Source organism: Thalassobius sp. Cn5-15 (genome assembly GCF_022347685.1).
Taxonomy (GTDB): domain Bacteria; phylum Pseudomonadota; class Alphaproteobacteria; order Rhodobacterales; family Rhodobacteraceae; genus Thalassobius.
Genome location: NZ_JAKRGF010000008.1, coordinates 1 through 15,963, shown reverse-complemented (window position 1 = coordinate 15,963; position 15,963 = coordinate 1). Strand labels below are relative to the sequence as shown.

Here is a 15,963-nt window from a genome sequence, read left to right as displayed (position 1 = left end):
AAGAGGAGTGTTCGGCATTAGACGAACATCGGAAAAAACCAAGGGAGGAGTGTTACCGATGAAAACCAAACTGATCACCGCAGCCGTGGCTGCAATGGTGGCGGCCAGCCCCGCTGTGGCGGAACTGACCTTTACCTCGCTCAGCTACCGTACGGGTCCGTATGCCGCGAACGGCATTCCCTTCGCAGATGGCTACGCTGACTATTTCACTCTGCTGAATGAACGCGATGGCGGCATCGGCGGCGAAATGGTTAACCTGCTGGAATGTGAAACCGGCTACAACACCGAAAAAGGCGTTGAGTGCTACGAGTCGACCAAAGACCAGGGCACGCTGGTGTATCAGCCGCTGTCCACCGGCATCACCTATCAGCTGATCCCCAAAGTGACCGCTGACGGCATCGCGATGCACACCATGGGCTATGGCCGGACTTCGGCCAAGAACGGCTCTGTTTTCTCGAACGTGTTCAACTACCCCGCCAACTACTGGGATGGTGCGTCGGTTGCGATTAACCATCTGGTGGATCTGAACGGTGGCGATCTGAAGGGCAAGAAAGTTGCGCTGATCTACCACAACTCTGCCTACGGCAAGGAACCGATCCGCACGCTGGAAGAGCTGTCTGCGAAACACGGCTACGACCTGAGCCTGCTGGCCGTTGACCACCCTGGTCAGGAGCAGAAATCGCAGTGGCTGCAAATCCGCCGCGAACGTCCTGACTATGTGATCATGTGGGGCTGGGGCGTGATGAACCAGGTTGCCATTCAGGAAGCCGTGAACATCCGCTTCCCGATGGAAAACTTCATCGGTGTCTGGTGGTCCGGTTCGGAAAACGACGTGAAGCCTGCGGGGGACGCGGCGAATGGCTATAAAGCTGTGACCTTCCACAATGTTGGTTCGGACTTCCCGATCTTTGACGACATCCAGAAATACGTTGTGGACGCAGGTAAAGCGGCCGGTGCAGGCGATCAGGTCGGCAGCGTTCTTTATAACCGTGGTCTCTACGCTGCCTATCTGGCCCACATGGCCGCTGAAAAGGCGCAGGAAATCTCCGGTAACGCGAACATTTCGCAGGCTGACATGATCAAGGGCATGGAGGCGCTGGAAATCACCCAGCCGCTGATGGACAAACACGGTCTGGCGGGCTTTGGTCCAGAATTCAGCGTATCCTGTGAGAACCACGGTGGCCCAGGTCTGGGCGCGGTGCAGCAGTGGGATGCCGGCGCTGGCGAGTGGAGCCTGATTTCCGGTTTTGAACCTTCGGATGGTGAAGTGATTGATGCGCTGATCAAAGAAGACTCCGAAGCCTACGCTGCGGAAAACAACATCACTCCGGGTTGTTAAGCAAACACTCCCCTGTCCGGCTGCTCCTTCGGGTGTGGCCGGACCTCTAACAGAGTTAATCGGAAAGTAGACACAAGATGCTGGACGCAGGACGCAGCCAAGAGACCTTGCTGGAGGTCAACAACATCGAGGTGATCTATAACCACGTGATCCTGGTGCTGAAGGGCGTGTCCCTGAAGGTGCCCAAGGGCGGTATCACCGCGCTTCTGGGCGGCAACGGGGCGGGGAAGACCACCACGCTTAAAGCGATTTCCAATTTGCTGCATTCTGAACGCGGCGAAGTGACCAAAGGTGCTATCACCTATCGCGGTGCCGGGATCGCTGACCTCAGCCCTGCCGCGCTGGTGGAAAAAGGCGTTATTCAGGTGATGGAGGGGCGCCATTGTTTTGAGCACCTCACCGTCGAGGAAAACCTGATGACCGGCGCTTACACGCGCAAGGATGGCAAAGGCGCCGTGGATGCTGATCTGGAAATGGTCTACGACTACTTCCCCCGTCTTAAAACTCGCCGCAAGAGTCAGGCTGGCTACACCTCGGGTGGTGAACAGCAGATGGTCGCCATCGGTCGCGCTATCATGAGCCGTCCGGAAACCATTTTGTTGGATGAGCCGTCGATGGGGCTGGCGCCGCAGCTTGTCGAAGAGATCTTCAATATTGTGAAGAACCTCAACGAAAACGAAGGGACTACCTTCCTTCTGGCGGAACAGAACACCAACGTGGCGCTGCGTTTTGCGCATTACGGCTACATTCTGGAATCGGGTCGTGTGGTGATGGACGGCCCTGCCGCCGATCTGCGCGAAAACCCCGACGTGAAAGAGTTCTATCTGGGCATGTCCGATGAAGGCCGCAAAAGCTTCCGCGATGTGCGCTCTTATCGTCGCCGCAAACGTTGGCTGAGCTAAAACACCAGCCGCCAGCCGGGCGGTTTGCCGCCCGGCAGTTCTACCCCACAGAGCCCACCTTCGATCTCACTTGCGGGTGCGTCGCACCCACCCCGGAGTACCCAGATATGAGCCGTTACTTTGACGACCTTGAAACCCGCAGCGCTGATCAGCGTGCAGCCTCGCAGGCCACTGCCCTGTCTGCCCAGGTGGCACGGGCGCAGGCCTTGCCGGGCTATGGCGGGTCATTATCGGGAACGGATGCAGGGGCGATCGCCAGTGTGGCGGATCTGGCAAAACTGCCAGTGCTGCGCAAATCGGCATTGGTTGCGGCGCAGGGGGAATCCTATCCCTTCGGCGGCCTGACCACGCGGCCTGCAACGGGCTTTGCCCATATCTTTCAGTCTCCGGGCCCGATCTATGAACCGGGCGATACCGCGCATGACTGGTGGCGTATGGGCCGCTTCCTCAATGCCTGCGGAATCGGGCAGGGCGACATTGTGCAGAACTGTTTTGGCTACCACTTGACCCCCGCGGGCATGATCTTTGAAAGTGGAGCGCGGGCCGTTGGCGCGGCGGTGCTGCCTGCGGGCACTGGGCAAACTGAATTGCAGGCACGCGCCTCTCATGATGTGGGTGTGACTGCCTATGCTGGCACGCCGGACTATCTGAAGGTCATTCTGGACAAGGCAGATGCCATGGGTCTGCCGCTGAAAATCACCAAGGCCGCTGTTGGTGGCGGTGCGCTGTTCCCCTCGCTGCGCCGGGAATACGCGGATCGCGGTATTAAGTGCTTGCAATGCTACGCCACTGCCGATCTGGGCAACATCGCCTATGAATCTGACGCGATGGAAGGGATGATCGTTGATGAAAACGTCATCGTCGAAATCGTCCGCCCTGGCACTGGCATCCCCGTGGCACCTGGTGAAGTGGGAGAGGTTGTGGTCACCACGCTGAACCCTGACTATCCGCTGATTCGTTTCGCCACCGGCGATCTCTCGGCCGTTCTGGCGGGCGAAAGCCCCTGTGGTCGTACCAATATGCGGATCAAAGGTTGGATGGGCCGCGCTGATCAGACGACCAAAATCAAGGGCATGTTCGTGCGCCCCGAACAAGTTGCCGCTTTGGTTGCCAAACATGATGAGATTTCCAAGGCCCGGGTCATCGCTGACCGTGACGGTGAAATGGATGTGATGACCGTTCAGATCGAAGCCGAAGGCGGCAGCGAAGACATCTATATCCAGTCGGTGATCGACACGCTGAAACTGAAAGGCCGGATTGAGGTGGTTGCAAAGGGTAGCCTGCCGAATGACGGCAAGGTCATTGATGATCAACGGGTTTACGAGTGATCGTGTTTACCCCCCCTGTCAGACCCTCGTATGAGGTCTGAAACTTTCGGCCGGGCATTGCCCCGGCCTTTTTTGTGGGATGATTGGGCCATGATTTGCGGGTTTCGGCCGATCGTTTAGGCGTGCGATTTCCTTTCTCTCGGGCCTCGGGATAGGCTGTGGGTTCTAGTGGAGGATCTGCCATGTCCCTGATGCGACCGATATTTTTGACTTTTGCGCTGGCTTTGGCGACCGCTGTGCTGCCGATACGCGGTATCGCGGCGGACATCGCGCTTGTCCTGACCAACCGTCCTTATGGCGGCGGGCCAGAACTGGGCGCGATTGGATCGCGCGAGGTGAGCCGTCAGTTGCGCGCGGCAGGGTTCCGTGTGCGCAGCACCGATGCGGCCAGTGCCGATGGGCTGCGACGCGCGGCGGAAGAGTTCCGCGCGATTTTAGCGGACGCAGATGTGAGTCGTGCGGTGATCGTGTTGTCTGGCAGCGTGGTAAGCGACGGGCGCGACAGTTGGTTTCTGGGCCGGGCCAAACGGGGCGATACGCTGAACGACCTGACGGTGGCACAGCAGGGCATCGCACTGGCGACGCTCGATCGCATTCTGGCAGACTATCCCGGTCAGTCGTTGATGGCAGTGGCGCCTGTCTGGAGCAATCGCCGCGCAGCAGGGGCTGGCTTGCGCGTGGGACTAGGTGACTATCGCGCCGGTCAGGGGGTGACACTGCTGACAGGCGCGGGCGAGGGCGTGCGCACCCTGATGGGTCAACTGCTGGCGCCGGATGCTGCGTCTTTGGCTGACTTGTCCGCGAATGCGCCGGACGGCGTGGTGCTGTCTGGTTATCTGCCGCGGCACAGCAGCATCGGGGTCAATCCAGATGGCGAGGTGATCGCCAACAGTGACGCCGCCTATTGGAGTGCGGTGCGCGATATTCATACTGCTGATGCCTACCGCGCCTATTTACGCCGCTTTCCTTCAGGCCTGTTTGTGGCGGAGGCCCGCCGCCTGCTGAAGGGTGAGCCGGAGACTCAACCGACAGACCCCACCGAACCCGTTGAGCCGATCAATCCTGCCAAAGCTGCGGAGGACGCGCTCAGCCTTACCCGCACCGATCGTCGCGGAGTGCAGCGTGATTTGACGGTGCTGGGCTATAACACCCGCGGTATTGATGGCGTCTTTGGGCGTGGTACCCGTGGGGCGATCCGTGGCTATCAGCAGGATCAGGGCTTTGCCATCACAGGCTATCTGACCCGCAGCCTCTTGCGCCGTCTTGACGTGGATGCCAATACGCGCCGTGCGGTGCTGGAACAGCAGGACCGCGATTTCTGGCAACAGACCGGTGTTACGGGGGAGGCCCGTGATCTGCGTCGCTATCTGGAACGTTATCTCGATGGCGTCTTTGCCAAAACTGCGCGGGATGAGCTGCAGGCCTTGGCCGACGCCGAGGAGGCGCGCGCTGCTTATGACTGGCAGTCGGTGCGCGAGCAGGACAGCATCGCAGGCTACCGTGAATTCATCGACCTTTATCCTAACAGCCGTTTTGTGGATGACGCTCGGCGCCGGATTGAGGCGCTGCAAAATCCGGGTGCGTCACTGGCGCAGATCGAACAGGACCGGGGTGAAGAGGAGGCTATTTTCGCCAACCCCATCGCCCGCTTGCTGGTCGAAAAGGCGCTGGAGCGTTTAGGTCTGAACCCCGGTCCGGCGGATGGGCGGTTCACCAACCAAACACGCCGCGCGATCCGCGCCTTTCAGCGTCGCAGCGACCTGCCGGAAACAGGGTTTGTCAGTCAGCAAACGATGGCCCGCTTGACCAGTGCCAGCCTGCGTTAAGCGGGCTTGCGGACCACATTAGACCACTGGACAAAAGAAAAGACCGTTTCGATTTCTCGAAACGGTCTTTTTCAAGCTCTACCGAGCCGTATCTTAGCCTTGACGGGCTTTGAAACGGGGCTGCGTCTTGTTGATGACGTAGACGCGGCCTTTACGGCGCACGATACGGCAGTCGCGGTGACGCTGCTTCAGCGAGCGGAGCGAGTTCTTGACCTTCATGGGTCTTCTCCTTCTTCGCGGCGCGTCTTGCGCCTGGGTTACGGGTCGCCACAAGAGGCGAAAGAAATGGTGGGCGGTACAAGGATCGAACTTGTGACCCCTTCGATGTCAACGAAGTGCTCTACCGCTGAGCTAACCGCCCATATTCCCCTGCACGAACCAGCCCCTCATCAAGAAAAGGGGCGCGGAGATCCGCGCCGGTTGCGGTTCTATAAAAGGAGTCGGTAAGGGTTTCAAGGGCTTTCGAGCAGAAGATTTTTCTGGCTATGATATTTCTCGAAGAAGGAGACGCCCTTGCCCCGTTCCGCCTATGAGATTGTTCATCCCCCCAAGCGCCTGACAAGCGTTGTATTTGCCTCACCCCATTCAGGGAGCGACTATCCTGCCAGTTTTCTAAAGCGAACGATCCTCAATCAACATAGCATTCGCACCTCCGAAGATGCCTTTGTAGACAGGCTTTTCGACAGTGTGACGCAATTCGGTGCTCCGTTTCTGAAGGCGGGTGCGCCGCGCGCCTTTGTTGACCTCAATCGCAGCGAGGATGAACTGGACCCTGCGCTGATCACTGGCGTTCGCGGTGGTGGGCACAACCCGCGGGTTGCCTCGGGGCTGGGGGTGATTCCCCGTGTGGTGGCCAATGGACGGATTATCTACAGCGGTAAACTCACGCTTGAGGAGGCGCAGGCGCGAATCTCAGGTTACTACCATCCTTATCATACGGCGTTGCAGCGTTTGCTGGACGAATCGCGGCGCATGTTCGGGGAGGCGATCCTGATCGATTGCCATTCGATGCCGCACGAGGCGGTGGATAGTGTGGTTCGGTCAGGTAAACCACGGCCAGAGGTGGTGCTGGGCGATAGATTTGGCGCTGCTGCGGATAGTGAAATTGTCGATCGGGTAGAGGCCGCGTTTCAACGTGCCGGTCTACGCGTGGCGCGCAACGCGCCTTTTGCTGGCGCCTATATTGCATCGCAATACGGGCGACCGGCGCGGCGGCAGCATGCGGTGCAGGTGGAAATTGACCGGTCTCTCTACATGAACGAACACATGATCCGCCCGAACAACAACTTCGAGGCGTTCCGTACCATGATGGCGCAGGTCGCCGCCGAGGTGGCAGAGATTGGCGCGCGGCCGCAACGGCTGGCGGCCGAGTAAACGCGGAATAGGGCGGCTGGTTAGCGCAAAGCACGGCCTTTCTTGATCGCGTCCTTACCGAACCGTTCCCGGATCGCGTCTGTGGCTCGTTCAGCCTTGCTGCGCGTCGTGGCCTGTGGGTCCAGCAGATCACCTGCCAATCCAGCCTGACCTTCATCAACCAGATTGGACAGGCCAACCCCGATCAACCGATATTGCGACCGCGAAGGGACGGCATCAAACAGTGTCCGCGCCTCACGGTAGAGGACATCAGCCAATTGGGTTGGATCATGGAGGGTGTGGCGACGGCTGATGGTTTTGAACTCATCCGTTTTCAGCTTCAGCGTCACAACACGGCCCGCCAGCCCCTTGGCCTTGGCGCGGTCGGCGACCTTTTCTGACAGTCGCCAGATGTGGCCATCCAGAATGTCGGGGTCGCCAGTGTCTTCGCCAAATGTCGTTTCATTCGATATCGACTTTACAGGTTCGCGCGCATTCACCTGCCGGTGGTCTTGTCCCCGTGCCAGATGATACAGACGATCGCCCATCTGGCCGAAGCGTTTGAACAGATCGTCCCGTTCCCAGCGCAGTAAATCGGTGAAGGTGCGGATGCCCGCCCGTTCCAGTGACGCCTGTGATGCCGCACCGACACCCCATATCATCCGTACCGGTTTGTCGTGCAGGAAATCCGCTGTCTCTGCTTTGCCGATCACCGAAAACCCGCGTGGCTTTTCAAGGTCAGAGGCAACCTTGGCCAGAAATTTGTTATGACTGAGGCCGATGGAGCCAGTAATCCCCAATTCGTCCTGCATGCGTTTGACCAAACGCGCGAGCATTACCGCTGGTGGCGCACCGTGTAATTTTTCGGTGCCGGACATGTCCAGAAACGCCTCATCCAATGACAGCGGTTGGAGTGCAGGCGTCAGTTCCGTCATCATCTGGCGGATTTGCTGTGACACCTCAGCGTAAACATGCATTCTGGGTTTGATGACAACCGCCTCGGGACAGAGTTTCAGCGCCTGAAACATCGGCATTGCAGAACGCACACCCCGAATGCGGGCAACATAACACGCTGTCGAGACAACGCCGCGCCTGCCGCCGCCGATGATCACCGGCTTGTCTGCAAGGTCGGGATTGTCACGCTTTTCCACCGATGCGTAGAATGCGTCGCAATCCATATGGGCGATGGACAGGTCAAACAGTTCATCATGGGTTACCACACGCGGGCTGCGACATGTCGGGCAGCGGGGGGCGTGATCAAAGGTGGTCAGGCAGGATTTGCAAAGGGACGGCATGGTACGTCTGGGGTTCGGGTAAGGTGCAGGGAGGCGCGAAGTGATGCAGGCGGGGTGGGATCAGGCAGACACGGTGTTCAAAGGCACCAATGTCATCCTGTTTATTGGTGATAGGCTGACGGTAATGCTGCGCGATGACAAGCCCGATATCGCCTGGCCGAACCATTGGGATTTGCCCGGCGGATTGCGGGAGCAGGGTGAAAGCCCGGTCGCCTGTGGTATCCGTGAAGTCCGCGAAGAGGTTGCGATCCAGGTGCAACCGTCAGATCTGATCTGGGCGCGTTGTTTTCCACGAGAGGGGGAGTTGCCGACGTGGTTCTTTGCCGCTCATCTGGCGGAGTCGTGTGCCGCTGATCTGTCTCTGGGCGATGAAGGGCAGGCGTTGGAGCGCTGGCCTGCTGATCAGTTTCTGCACCATCCTCAGGCGATCCCGCATTTTCGCGACCGCCTGAGGATTTACATGGAGCATCGGCTGACTAAGGCTGCCGGTTAAACGTCGCGAATTTCGGCCAGAATGGCCTCGGCCGCGGCGCGGGGATTGTCGGCCTGCCAGATCGGGCGACCAACAACCATATGATCTACGCCGTCCCTTATCGCCTGTGCAGGCGTGGACACACGTTTCTGATCCCCCAGCGCAGCACCTGCAGGGCGCACACCGGGTGTGACAATCAGCTTGCCTTCTGCTTCGGGCAGGGCGCGGATCAGGGCGGCCTCTTGTGGCGAGGCGATGATGCCATCGGCGCCAGCGGCAAAAGCGTTTCCTGCACGTTCCTGCACCAGATCGCGAATCTCCCCCGATTTGATCAGTGCGCCGTCCAGATCAGCGCGATCGAGCGAGGTTAGAATGGTGACAGCAAGGATTTTCATGTCCTTGCCCGATGCGCCTTCTTTCGCGGCTTTCACCACGTAAGGGTCGCCATGCACGGTGAGGAAATCCAGATCGAACTGTGCCAGACCGCGCACTGCGTTTTCCACCGTGGCGCCGATATCGAACAGTTTCATGTCGAGGAAAATCCGCTTGCCGTGCTCTTCCTTGAGTTCGTTGGCCAGCGCCAGACCACCGCCGGTCAGCATGCCCAGACCGATTTTGTAGAATGACACTGCGTCGCCCAGCTTTTCGGCCAGATTCAGGCCTGCCAATGCGTTGGGGACATCAAGGGCGACAATAAGGCGATCGTCAGAAAGGTTGGACATGTGGGCACTCCTGCGGCTGGATAAACGGACTTCTTTTGCAGGGAATGCTGGAGTTGGTCAAGACTGATAGGCCTACACCAAAGGCCTATCGATTAGGCCAGCACCGGGTCCGCATCCGCAATGCTGGTCGAGAAGGAGAAGTGGCGTCGACCGGTGCGGAACTCCGGCGCACAGGCCAGTTGGCGCAGCGCCTCGGAAATCAGCGCAAGGCGCGGGTTCTTGACGCCTTGTTTCGGGACCGAGCAGTGCATTTCGACTGTGCCTTCCTCACATTCAAACGAAATCAGTCCGCGGGATTGATCGGCGTTGGACTTCAGGTCGGAAACTTCGATCTGTTTGATATGCATCTGGTGGCTCTCCCGTTGTGTGATGGTCTTTGATCCCTGCGTGGATGGCACCACATAGACCTAAAGACTTCGTTGCTTTTCAGAACGGCGGGCGCGGGGAATTTTTAACCCCTTCATTAGTATGTCTGGGTGCAAAACCTCTTGAACCTGCGCGTCCCACACACCACCTTGAGTGTGAGGCCCGAAACCGGGGCGTGCCGCAAAGCGGGCGCATCATCTGACCGGGCGCTTAAGAAAAGGAGAGTACGATGGACTTGAGCAAGTTCACGGAGCGTGCGCGTGGATTTATCCAGGCGGCACAGACCATTGCGATGCGGGAAAACCACCAGCGTCTGGTTCCCGAACACCTTCTGAAAGCATTGATGGATGATGATCAGGGGCTGGCCGCCAACCTGATCCGCCGCGCCGGTGGCGCGCCTGAACGTGTGGTTCAGGCGGTGGATGCGGCTGTGGCGAAACAGCCTGCGATTTCGGGCGATGCGGGGTCCATCTATATGGACAACACCACCGCCAAGGTTCTGTCAGAGGCAGAAGCGTTGGCGAAAAAGGCGGGGGATAGCTTTGTCCCTGTTGAACGTGTTTTGATGGCGCTGGCATTGGTGAAATCCAAGGCCAAGTCGGCGCTGGATGCTGGTGCGGTGACGCCGCAGACCCTGAATGCTGCGATCAACGATATCCGCAAGGGCCGTACCGCTGATAGCGCCTCTGCCGAGGATGGATATGACGCGCTGAAGAAATACGCGCGTGACCTGACAGAGGCTGCTGAACAGGGCAAGATTGACCCGATCATTGGCCGTGATGAAGAAATCCGCCGTTCGATGCAGGTGTTGTCACGCCGCACCAAAAACAATCCGGTGCTGATCGGGGAGCCGGGGGTGGGTAAAACCGCCATCGCCGAAGGTCTGGCCTTGCGCATCATCAATGGCGATGTGCCCGAATCCCTGCGCGACAAGAAACTGATGGCGCTGGATATGGGTGCCTTGATTGCGGGCGCAAAATACCGGGGTGAGTTTGAAGAGCGCCTAAAATCTGTTCTGACAGAAGTGACAGAAGCCGCTGGTGAAATCATCCTGTTCATCGACGAAATGCACACCCTTGTTGGGGCGGGCAAATCCGATGGCGCGATGGACGCGGCGAACCTGATCAAGCCCGCACTGGCCCGGGGTGAATTGCACTGCGTTGGCGCGACGACGTTGGATGAATACCGCAAATATGTGGAAAAAGACGCAGCTCTTGCCCGCCGATTTCAGCCGGTGATCGTAGAAGAGCCGACGGTGGAAGACACCATCTCTATCCTGCGTGGCATCAAGGAAAAGTATGAGGTGCACCATGGCGTGCGTATTTCCGACTCGGCCCTAGTGGCGGCGGCAACCCTGTCGCACCGATATATCACCGACCGCTTTCTGCCCGATAAGGCGATTGATCTGGTCGATGAAGCCTCAAGCCGGCTGCGGATGGAGGTGGACAGTAAACCGGAAGAGCTGGATCAGCTGGATCGCCAGATCCTGCAGATGCAGATCGAGGTTGAGGCGCTGAAGCTGGAAGATGATGCGGCCTCCAAAGATCGTCTGGAAGTGCGCGAAAAAGAATTGGCTGAACTGCAGGAGCGCAGCGCTACCCTGACGGCCACATGGCAGGCAGGGCGAGACAAGCTGGAATCTGCGCGTGAAGTGAAGGAACTGCTGGATCAGGCCCGCGCCCAACTGGATATCGCCAAGCGTGAGGGCAATCTGGCCCGTGCAGGTGAGCTGTCTTATGGCATCATCCCTGATCTGGAAAAGAAATTGATCGATGCCGAAGCGCAGGAACATGTTGGTGCTTTGATTGAGGAAACCGTGCGCCCTGAGCAGATCGCCACCGTTGTCGAGCGGTGGACGGGCATCCCTACCGCCAAGATGCTGGAAGGAGAGCGTGAAAAACTCCTGCGGATGGAGGAGGATCTACATGCCCGTGTGATCGGTCAGAGCGCTGCAGTGACCGCTGTATCAAACGCTGTGCGCCGTGCGCGGGCGGGGCTGAACGACGAAAACCGGCCGCTTGGCTCTTTCCTCTTCCTCGGGCCGACGGGGGTGGGCAAGACGGAGCTGACCAAAGCGGTGGCAGAGTTCCTGTTTGATGACGACAGCGCCATGGTGCGCCTTGATATGTCGGAGTTTATGGAAAAACACAGCGTTGCCCGTCTGATCGGCGCTCCTCCCGGCTATGTCGGTTATGATGAGGGTGGTGTGTTGACCGAAGCTGTGCGCCGTCGCCCCTATCAGGTGGTTTTGTTTGATGAGGTGGAAAAGGCACACCCGGATGTCTTTAACGTGCTTTTGCAGGTTCTCGACGATGGGGTGCTGACCGATGGTCAGGGTCGCACCGTGGATTTCAAGCAGACACTGATTATCCTGACCTCGAACCTCGGGGCGCAGGCGCTCAGCCAATTGCCAGAAGGCGCGGATGCTTCGCAGGCGAAACGCGATGTGATGGATGCTGTGCGCGCGCACTTCCGTCCTGAGTTTCTCAATCGTCTGGATGAAACCATCATCTTTGACCGTCTGGCCCGTGCCGATATGGACGGGATCGTCGATATCCAGCTGCGCCGTCTGGCGAAACGTCTGGCAGGACGCAAGATCACGCTGGATCTGGATGCGGCGGCAAAGACATGGCTGGCGGATTCGGGCTATGATCCGGTCTTTGGGGCCCGCCCGCTGAAACGGGTGATTCAACGCGCCCTGCAAAACCCGCTGGCTGAATTGCTGCTGGGTGGTGAGGTGAAGGATGGCGATCAGATCGCTGTCAGCGCTGGCGCTGAAGGGTTGATCATTGGTGATCGTATCGGCGCCACCAACCGCCCACGCCCCGATGATGCCGTGGTGCATTGAGCTGACATATGTATAAGCCGAAGGGTCCGCCAATGTGGCGGGCCTTTTTCATAAAGACAGGCTTTGAGGAACAGGCATGGCCCAGAGAATGAACTGGCAGTCGCTGCTGAACACTGAACGTCCGGGCAAGCCGGGGCAGGCAGAGGATCCGGGCCGTCCGAACTACACGCAGGACGCCGACCGCATCACTTTCTCTGCGCCGTTCCGTCGGTTGGCGAACAAGACGCAGGTGCATCCGCTATACGCCAATGACCATCTGCGCCACCGGATGATCCATTCTTCAGAGGTGGCCAGTGTGGGGCGCAATTTGGGGATGCAGGTGGGCCACTGGCTGGAACAGCAAAAAGAGATTGCACCCGGTGAGGCGCATAAGGTTGCGGGCATCATTCATGCCGCAGCTCTGGCGCATGACATTGGCAATCCACCTTTTGGGCATTCCGGAGAGGCCACAATCGGCGCATGGTTTGAACGCCAGTTTTCTAAGCCTGAGGGAGTTTTTGCAGGGATTAACAAGGGGCGCCAGCAAGAGTTCACTAAATTCGAAGGTAACGCCCAAGGCTACCGGATCCTCACCCGGCTAGAGATGTACCGTGGCGACCGTGGCATGGACCTGTCCCATGCCGTTATCGGCGCCTTCACCAAATACCCGATGTCTGCCGCCACCTCTGCCGCGATCAAAGCGGGGATTGAGGCTGGGGGAATTCCCGAGAAAGACGTCAAAAAGCACCTCTATGCTGGTGCGAAGAAGTTCGGTTTCTTTGAGAGCGAACGAGAGATCTTTGCCAAAACCGCCAGGGCGCTGGGCCTCATCGAACAGGATGGGTCGGGGGGTCAAAAATGGTGGCGTCGTCACCCGCTGGTTTTCCTCGTCGAGGCGGCGGATGACATCTGTTATAATATTGTAGATCTTGAGGATGGCTTTAGCGCGGGCGATCTGACTTTTTCTGAGGTGCGTGGCTTGCTCTTGGATCTTATCGAAGACAAGCGGAATACCGATAATGCCCCAGAAGAGGTTTACACGGATCACACGGATTATGAGCAGATCAGCCATCTGCGTGCACGCGCGATTGGTGAATCCATCCGTGCCTGTGTGGCGGCGTTCAAGGCAAACTACGACGCCATCATGTCCGGCACCTATTCTGGTGAGCTGATTGATGATTCCGAACTGGGCACCAAATTCCGCGCCATTCGTGAACTTGCAGGCAACCAGCTGTTCACGGCGCCCCGTAAAACCAAGCTGGAGGTGCGCGGGCATAATGTGATCTGTGCGGTGCTGGATGGGATCCTGCCAGCCTATAATGCGCTGAAGGCTGCGGGCTGGAATGGGGGGGCGCTGCCCGGTTACGAACGCCAACTGGTGCGGGCTGTCGGTTTGGACCTGCGCGACATCAACAGCAACTATGAGGCGTTGCATGCAATGGCGGATTTCGTATCCGGCATGACAGACCGCTATGCGGTTGAGGTGGCGGAACTGGTTTCGGGGCGCTGACAGTCCCGCCAAAGCCCCTGAATGTCTTGCGAATGTTTCAGCCACACCACGTCAATGTGAGACGATGTTGTTTGGCGCAGGCGTCCTTTATGTCTAACTTTTCGCGTGAGGATTTATAAAGGACACATTTCCATGGCCGGACGCTGGAAAAACACTCTGACGGAAAATGACATCACCCCAGAGGCAAACTACCTGTCACGCCGCAGCCTATTGGCGGGTATTGCAGGTGTCGGTCTGGCCGGTGTGGCGGGTCTGCCCACGACAGCGCGCGCGCAAGGTCTGAAGGCTAACACCTATGAAGAGGTCACCACCTATAACAACTTCTACGAATTTGGCACCGGCAAGGATGACCCGGCGAAATATGCGGGCGCCCTGACCACCAGTCCGTGGACAGTGAAGATCGACGGTCTGGTCGACAACCCCGGCAACTATCAGTTCGAAGACATCATGGCCAAGATGACCATTGAGGACCGGCTGTACCGCTTCCGCTGTGTTGAGGCATGGTCGATGGTGGTGCCGTGGAACGGGTTTGAACTGGCCGATCTGCTGAATATGGCCGGTGTGCAATCGCGGGCGAAATACGTGGCCTTTGAAACGCTCTACCGTCCCGATGAAATGCCGGGTCAGAAAACCCGCGTGCTGAAATGGCCCTATGTTGAAGGCCTGCGTCTGGATGAGGCGATGCACCCGCTGACCATCATGGCCACCGGCATCTATGGCAAAGACCTGCCCAACCAGAACGGCGCGCCGCTGCGTCTGGTGGTGCCGTGGAAATATGGGTTCAAGTCGATTAAGTCCGTGGTGCGCATCACCCTGACCGACAAAGAGCCGCCGACCAGCTGGAATTTGGCCAACGCCGGCGAATACGGATTTTACAGTAATGTGAATCCAGAGGTGGACCACCCCCGCTGGTCGCAGGCCAGCGAGCGCCGCATCGGTGGCGGTCTGTTTACCAAACGGATCGATACGCTGAAATTCAACGGTTACGAAAAAGAGGTCGCAGGTCTTTATAAAGGCATGGACCTGGCCAAGTTCTTCTAAGGACCACAGCGGATGATCGACACCCTCAATACATATGCACGTAAATTGCCCACTTGGGCTGTGTATCTGATCGGTTTTGCCCCGATGCCGTTTCTGTTCTGGCAGGGCATCACCGGTGCGTTGGGTGTCGATCCGGTAAAAGCGCTGGAGCATGAATATGGGGAACTGGCGCTGCAGCTGCTGGTGCTGGGCTTGGCGATCACACCTGCACGTCGTCACCTTGGGCTTAACTTGCTGAAGTTCCGCCGCGCGATCGGGGTTCTTTCCTTCTTCTATGTCTTGGCGCATCTGTTGGTTTGGGCGGTTCTCGACGTGCAGACGCTGGGCGCGGTTTGGGCCGATATTCTGAAGCGCCCCTATATCACCATCGGAATGGCGGGATTTGCACTGTTGCTGCCGTTGGCGATCACCTCCAACAACCGGTCGGTGCGCAAACTGGGCGTGCGTTGGCGCCAGCTGCACAAGCTGACATACCCAGCGGTGATCCTTGGTGGCGTCCATTACGTCTGGCTGGTCAAGGGATGGCAAGTCGAGCCGCTCATATATCTGGCGGTGATCCTCACCCTCCTCGCGCTGCGTGCCCCCAAGAAGCGCAAGGTCCGAGTCGCCGCGTGAATCGGGCCTCCTGACAATCGCTACAGAGAACCCCGCGAGTCGCCCCTGACTCGCGGGGTTTTCGTTTCCAAAGACCGAGTCTCACCCGACTCTGTGGGGGCTTCTGTGGATAACCGGTGGAGAAGTGGACCTGAGTCGTCGCAGTGGCGGTGAAAGAGGGGGCTTAACAACTCTCCTCGGCTTTTATATTTCCATAACTTATTGTTTTTAATTAATTTTTCAATTAATTCTGGAAAAATGTGTTTTTTCTTTAAAAACCGCTTGCGGCTCTTCTGCAATCACCTTAGAACCCCCTTCACCGGCGGCGCTGAGGCGCACAACGGGGCAGCGGACGGGGCTACGGAGGGTACTCTGGAGGGTTCGGAAG

The 15,963-nt window shown here is 58.3% G+C and carries 14 protein-coding genes and 1 tRNA gene; 10 read left to right on the top strand and 5 right to left on the bottom strand.

Annotated features, from left to right (window positions below; all coding sequences use genetic code 11):
- Positions 1-58: 58 nt before the first annotated feature.
- The 4 genes from MHM86_RS14935 (at position 59) to MHM86_RS14920 (ending at position 5,395) form a co-directional block, all read left to right on the top strand.
- Positions 59-1,339, top strand: coding sequence for an ABC transporter substrate-binding protein (locus MHM86_RS14935; protein WP_239200937.1), 1,281 nt, complete (start codon positions 59-61; stop codon positions 1,337-1,339).
- Positions 1,340-1,416: 77 nt separating this feature from the next.
- Positions 1,417-2,241, top strand: coding sequence for an ABC transporter ATP-binding protein (locus tag MHM86_RS14930; protein WP_239200935.1), 825 nt, complete (start codon positions 1,417-1,419; stop codon positions 2,239-2,241).
- Positions 2,242-2,348: 107 nt separating this feature from the next.
- Entirely contained in the window at positions 2,349-3,569 is a 1,221-nt protein-coding gene (locus MHM86_RS14925; RefSeq protein WP_239200933.1) for a phenylacetate--CoA ligase family protein, read from the top strand.
- A 182-nt stretch (positions 3,570-3,751) separates the two neighbouring features.
- Positions 3,752-5,395 (top strand): peptidoglycan-binding domain-containing protein, encoded by a 1,644-nt coding sequence (locus MHM86_RS14920; protein WP_239200932.1) that lies wholly within the window; start codon positions 3,752-3,754, stop codon positions 5,393-5,395.
- Between the two features lie 93 nt (positions 5,396-5,488).
- On the opposite strand, the gene ykgO is transcribed toward MHM86_RS14920, so the two are convergent.
- Positions 5,489-5,614 carry a type B 50S ribosomal protein L36 gene (gene ykgO / locus MHM86_RS14915; protein ID WP_058319430.1) on the bottom strand — a complete coding sequence of 42 codons (126 nt, stop codon included), beginning with the start codon at positions 5,612-5,614 and terminating at the stop codon, positions 5,489-5,491.
- 67 nt (positions 5,615-5,681) lie between these two features.
- Positions 5,682-5,756 (bottom strand) — tRNA-Val (locus MHM86_RS14910).
- 152 nt (positions 5,757-5,908) lie between these two features.
- On the opposite strand from MHM86_RS14910, the gene MHM86_RS14905 reads away from it, so the two are divergent.
- Complete coding sequence (locus MHM86_RS14905) at positions 5,909-6,769, top strand: N-formylglutamate amidohydrolase (RefSeq protein ID WP_239200931.1); 861 nt, start codon at positions 5,909-5,911, stop codon at positions 6,767-6,769.
- A 20-nt stretch (positions 6,770-6,789) separates the two neighbouring features.
- Here the strand turns inward: MHM86_RS14905 and MHM86_RS14900 are convergent, their stop codons facing one another.
- Positions 6,790-8,043 carry a DNA polymerase IV gene (locus tag MHM86_RS14900; protein ID WP_239200930.1) on the bottom strand — a complete coding sequence of 418 codons (1,254 nt, stop codon included), beginning with the start codon at positions 8,041-8,043 and terminating at the stop codon, positions 6,790-6,792.
- A 43-nt stretch (positions 8,044-8,086) separates the two neighbouring features.
- Between MHM86_RS14900 and MHM86_RS14895 the strand changes: the two genes are divergently transcribed.
- On the top strand, positions 8,087-8,536 hold the full coding sequence (locus MHM86_RS14895) for an NUDIX domain-containing protein (protein WP_239200929.1): 450 nt from the start codon (positions 8,087-8,089) through the stop codon (positions 8,534-8,536).
- Here the strand turns inward: MHM86_RS14895 and pyrF are convergent.
- Both pyrF and MHM86_RS14885 read right to left on the bottom strand, forming a co-directional pair.
- Entirely contained in the window at positions 8,533-9,237 is a 705-nt protein-coding gene (gene pyrF, locus MHM86_RS14890; RefSeq protein ID WP_239200928.1) for an orotidine-5'-phosphate decarboxylase, read from the bottom strand. The two genes, MHM86_RS14895 and pyrF, sit on opposite strands and share 4 nt — an antisense overlap.
- 92 nt (positions 9,238-9,329) lie before the next feature.
- Complete coding sequence (locus MHM86_RS14885; protein WP_239200926.1) at positions 9,330-9,584, bottom strand: hypothetical protein; 255 nt, start codon at positions 9,582-9,584, stop codon at positions 9,330-9,332.
- A 248-nt stretch (positions 9,585-9,832) separates the two neighbouring features.
- On the opposite strand from MHM86_RS14885, the gene clpB reads away from it, so the two are divergent.
- The 4 genes from clpB to msrQ all read left to right on the top strand — a co-directional run bounded on the left by clpB (position 9,833) and on the right by msrQ (position 15,596).
- On the top strand, positions 9,833-12,451 hold the full coding sequence (gene clpB, locus MHM86_RS14880) for an ATP-dependent chaperone ClpB (RefSeq protein WP_239200924.1): 2,619 nt from the start codon (positions 9,833-9,835) through the stop codon (positions 12,449-12,451).
- Positions 12,452-12,527: 76 nt separating this feature from the next.
- The gene (dgt, locus tag MHM86_RS14875; RefSeq protein WP_239200923.1) at positions 12,528-13,940 is read left to right on the top strand and encodes a dGTP triphosphohydrolase; all 1,413 of its coding nucleotides are present in this window, start codon (positions 12,528-12,530) and stop codon (positions 13,938-13,940) included.
- 132 nt (positions 13,941-14,072) lie between these two features.
- On the top strand, positions 14,073-14,981 hold the full coding sequence (gene msrP, locus MHM86_RS14870; RefSeq protein WP_239200922.1) for a protein-methionine-sulfoxide reductase catalytic subunit MsrP: 909 nt from the start codon (positions 14,073-14,075) through the stop codon (positions 14,979-14,981).
- Between the two features lie 12 nt (positions 14,982-14,993).
- Positions 14,994-15,596, top strand: coding sequence for a protein-methionine-sulfoxide reductase heme-binding subunit MsrQ (gene msrQ / locus MHM86_RS14865; RefSeq protein ID WP_239200921.1), 603 nt, complete (start codon positions 14,994-14,996; stop codon positions 15,594-15,596).
- Positions 15,597-15,963: the final 367 nt, after the last annotated feature.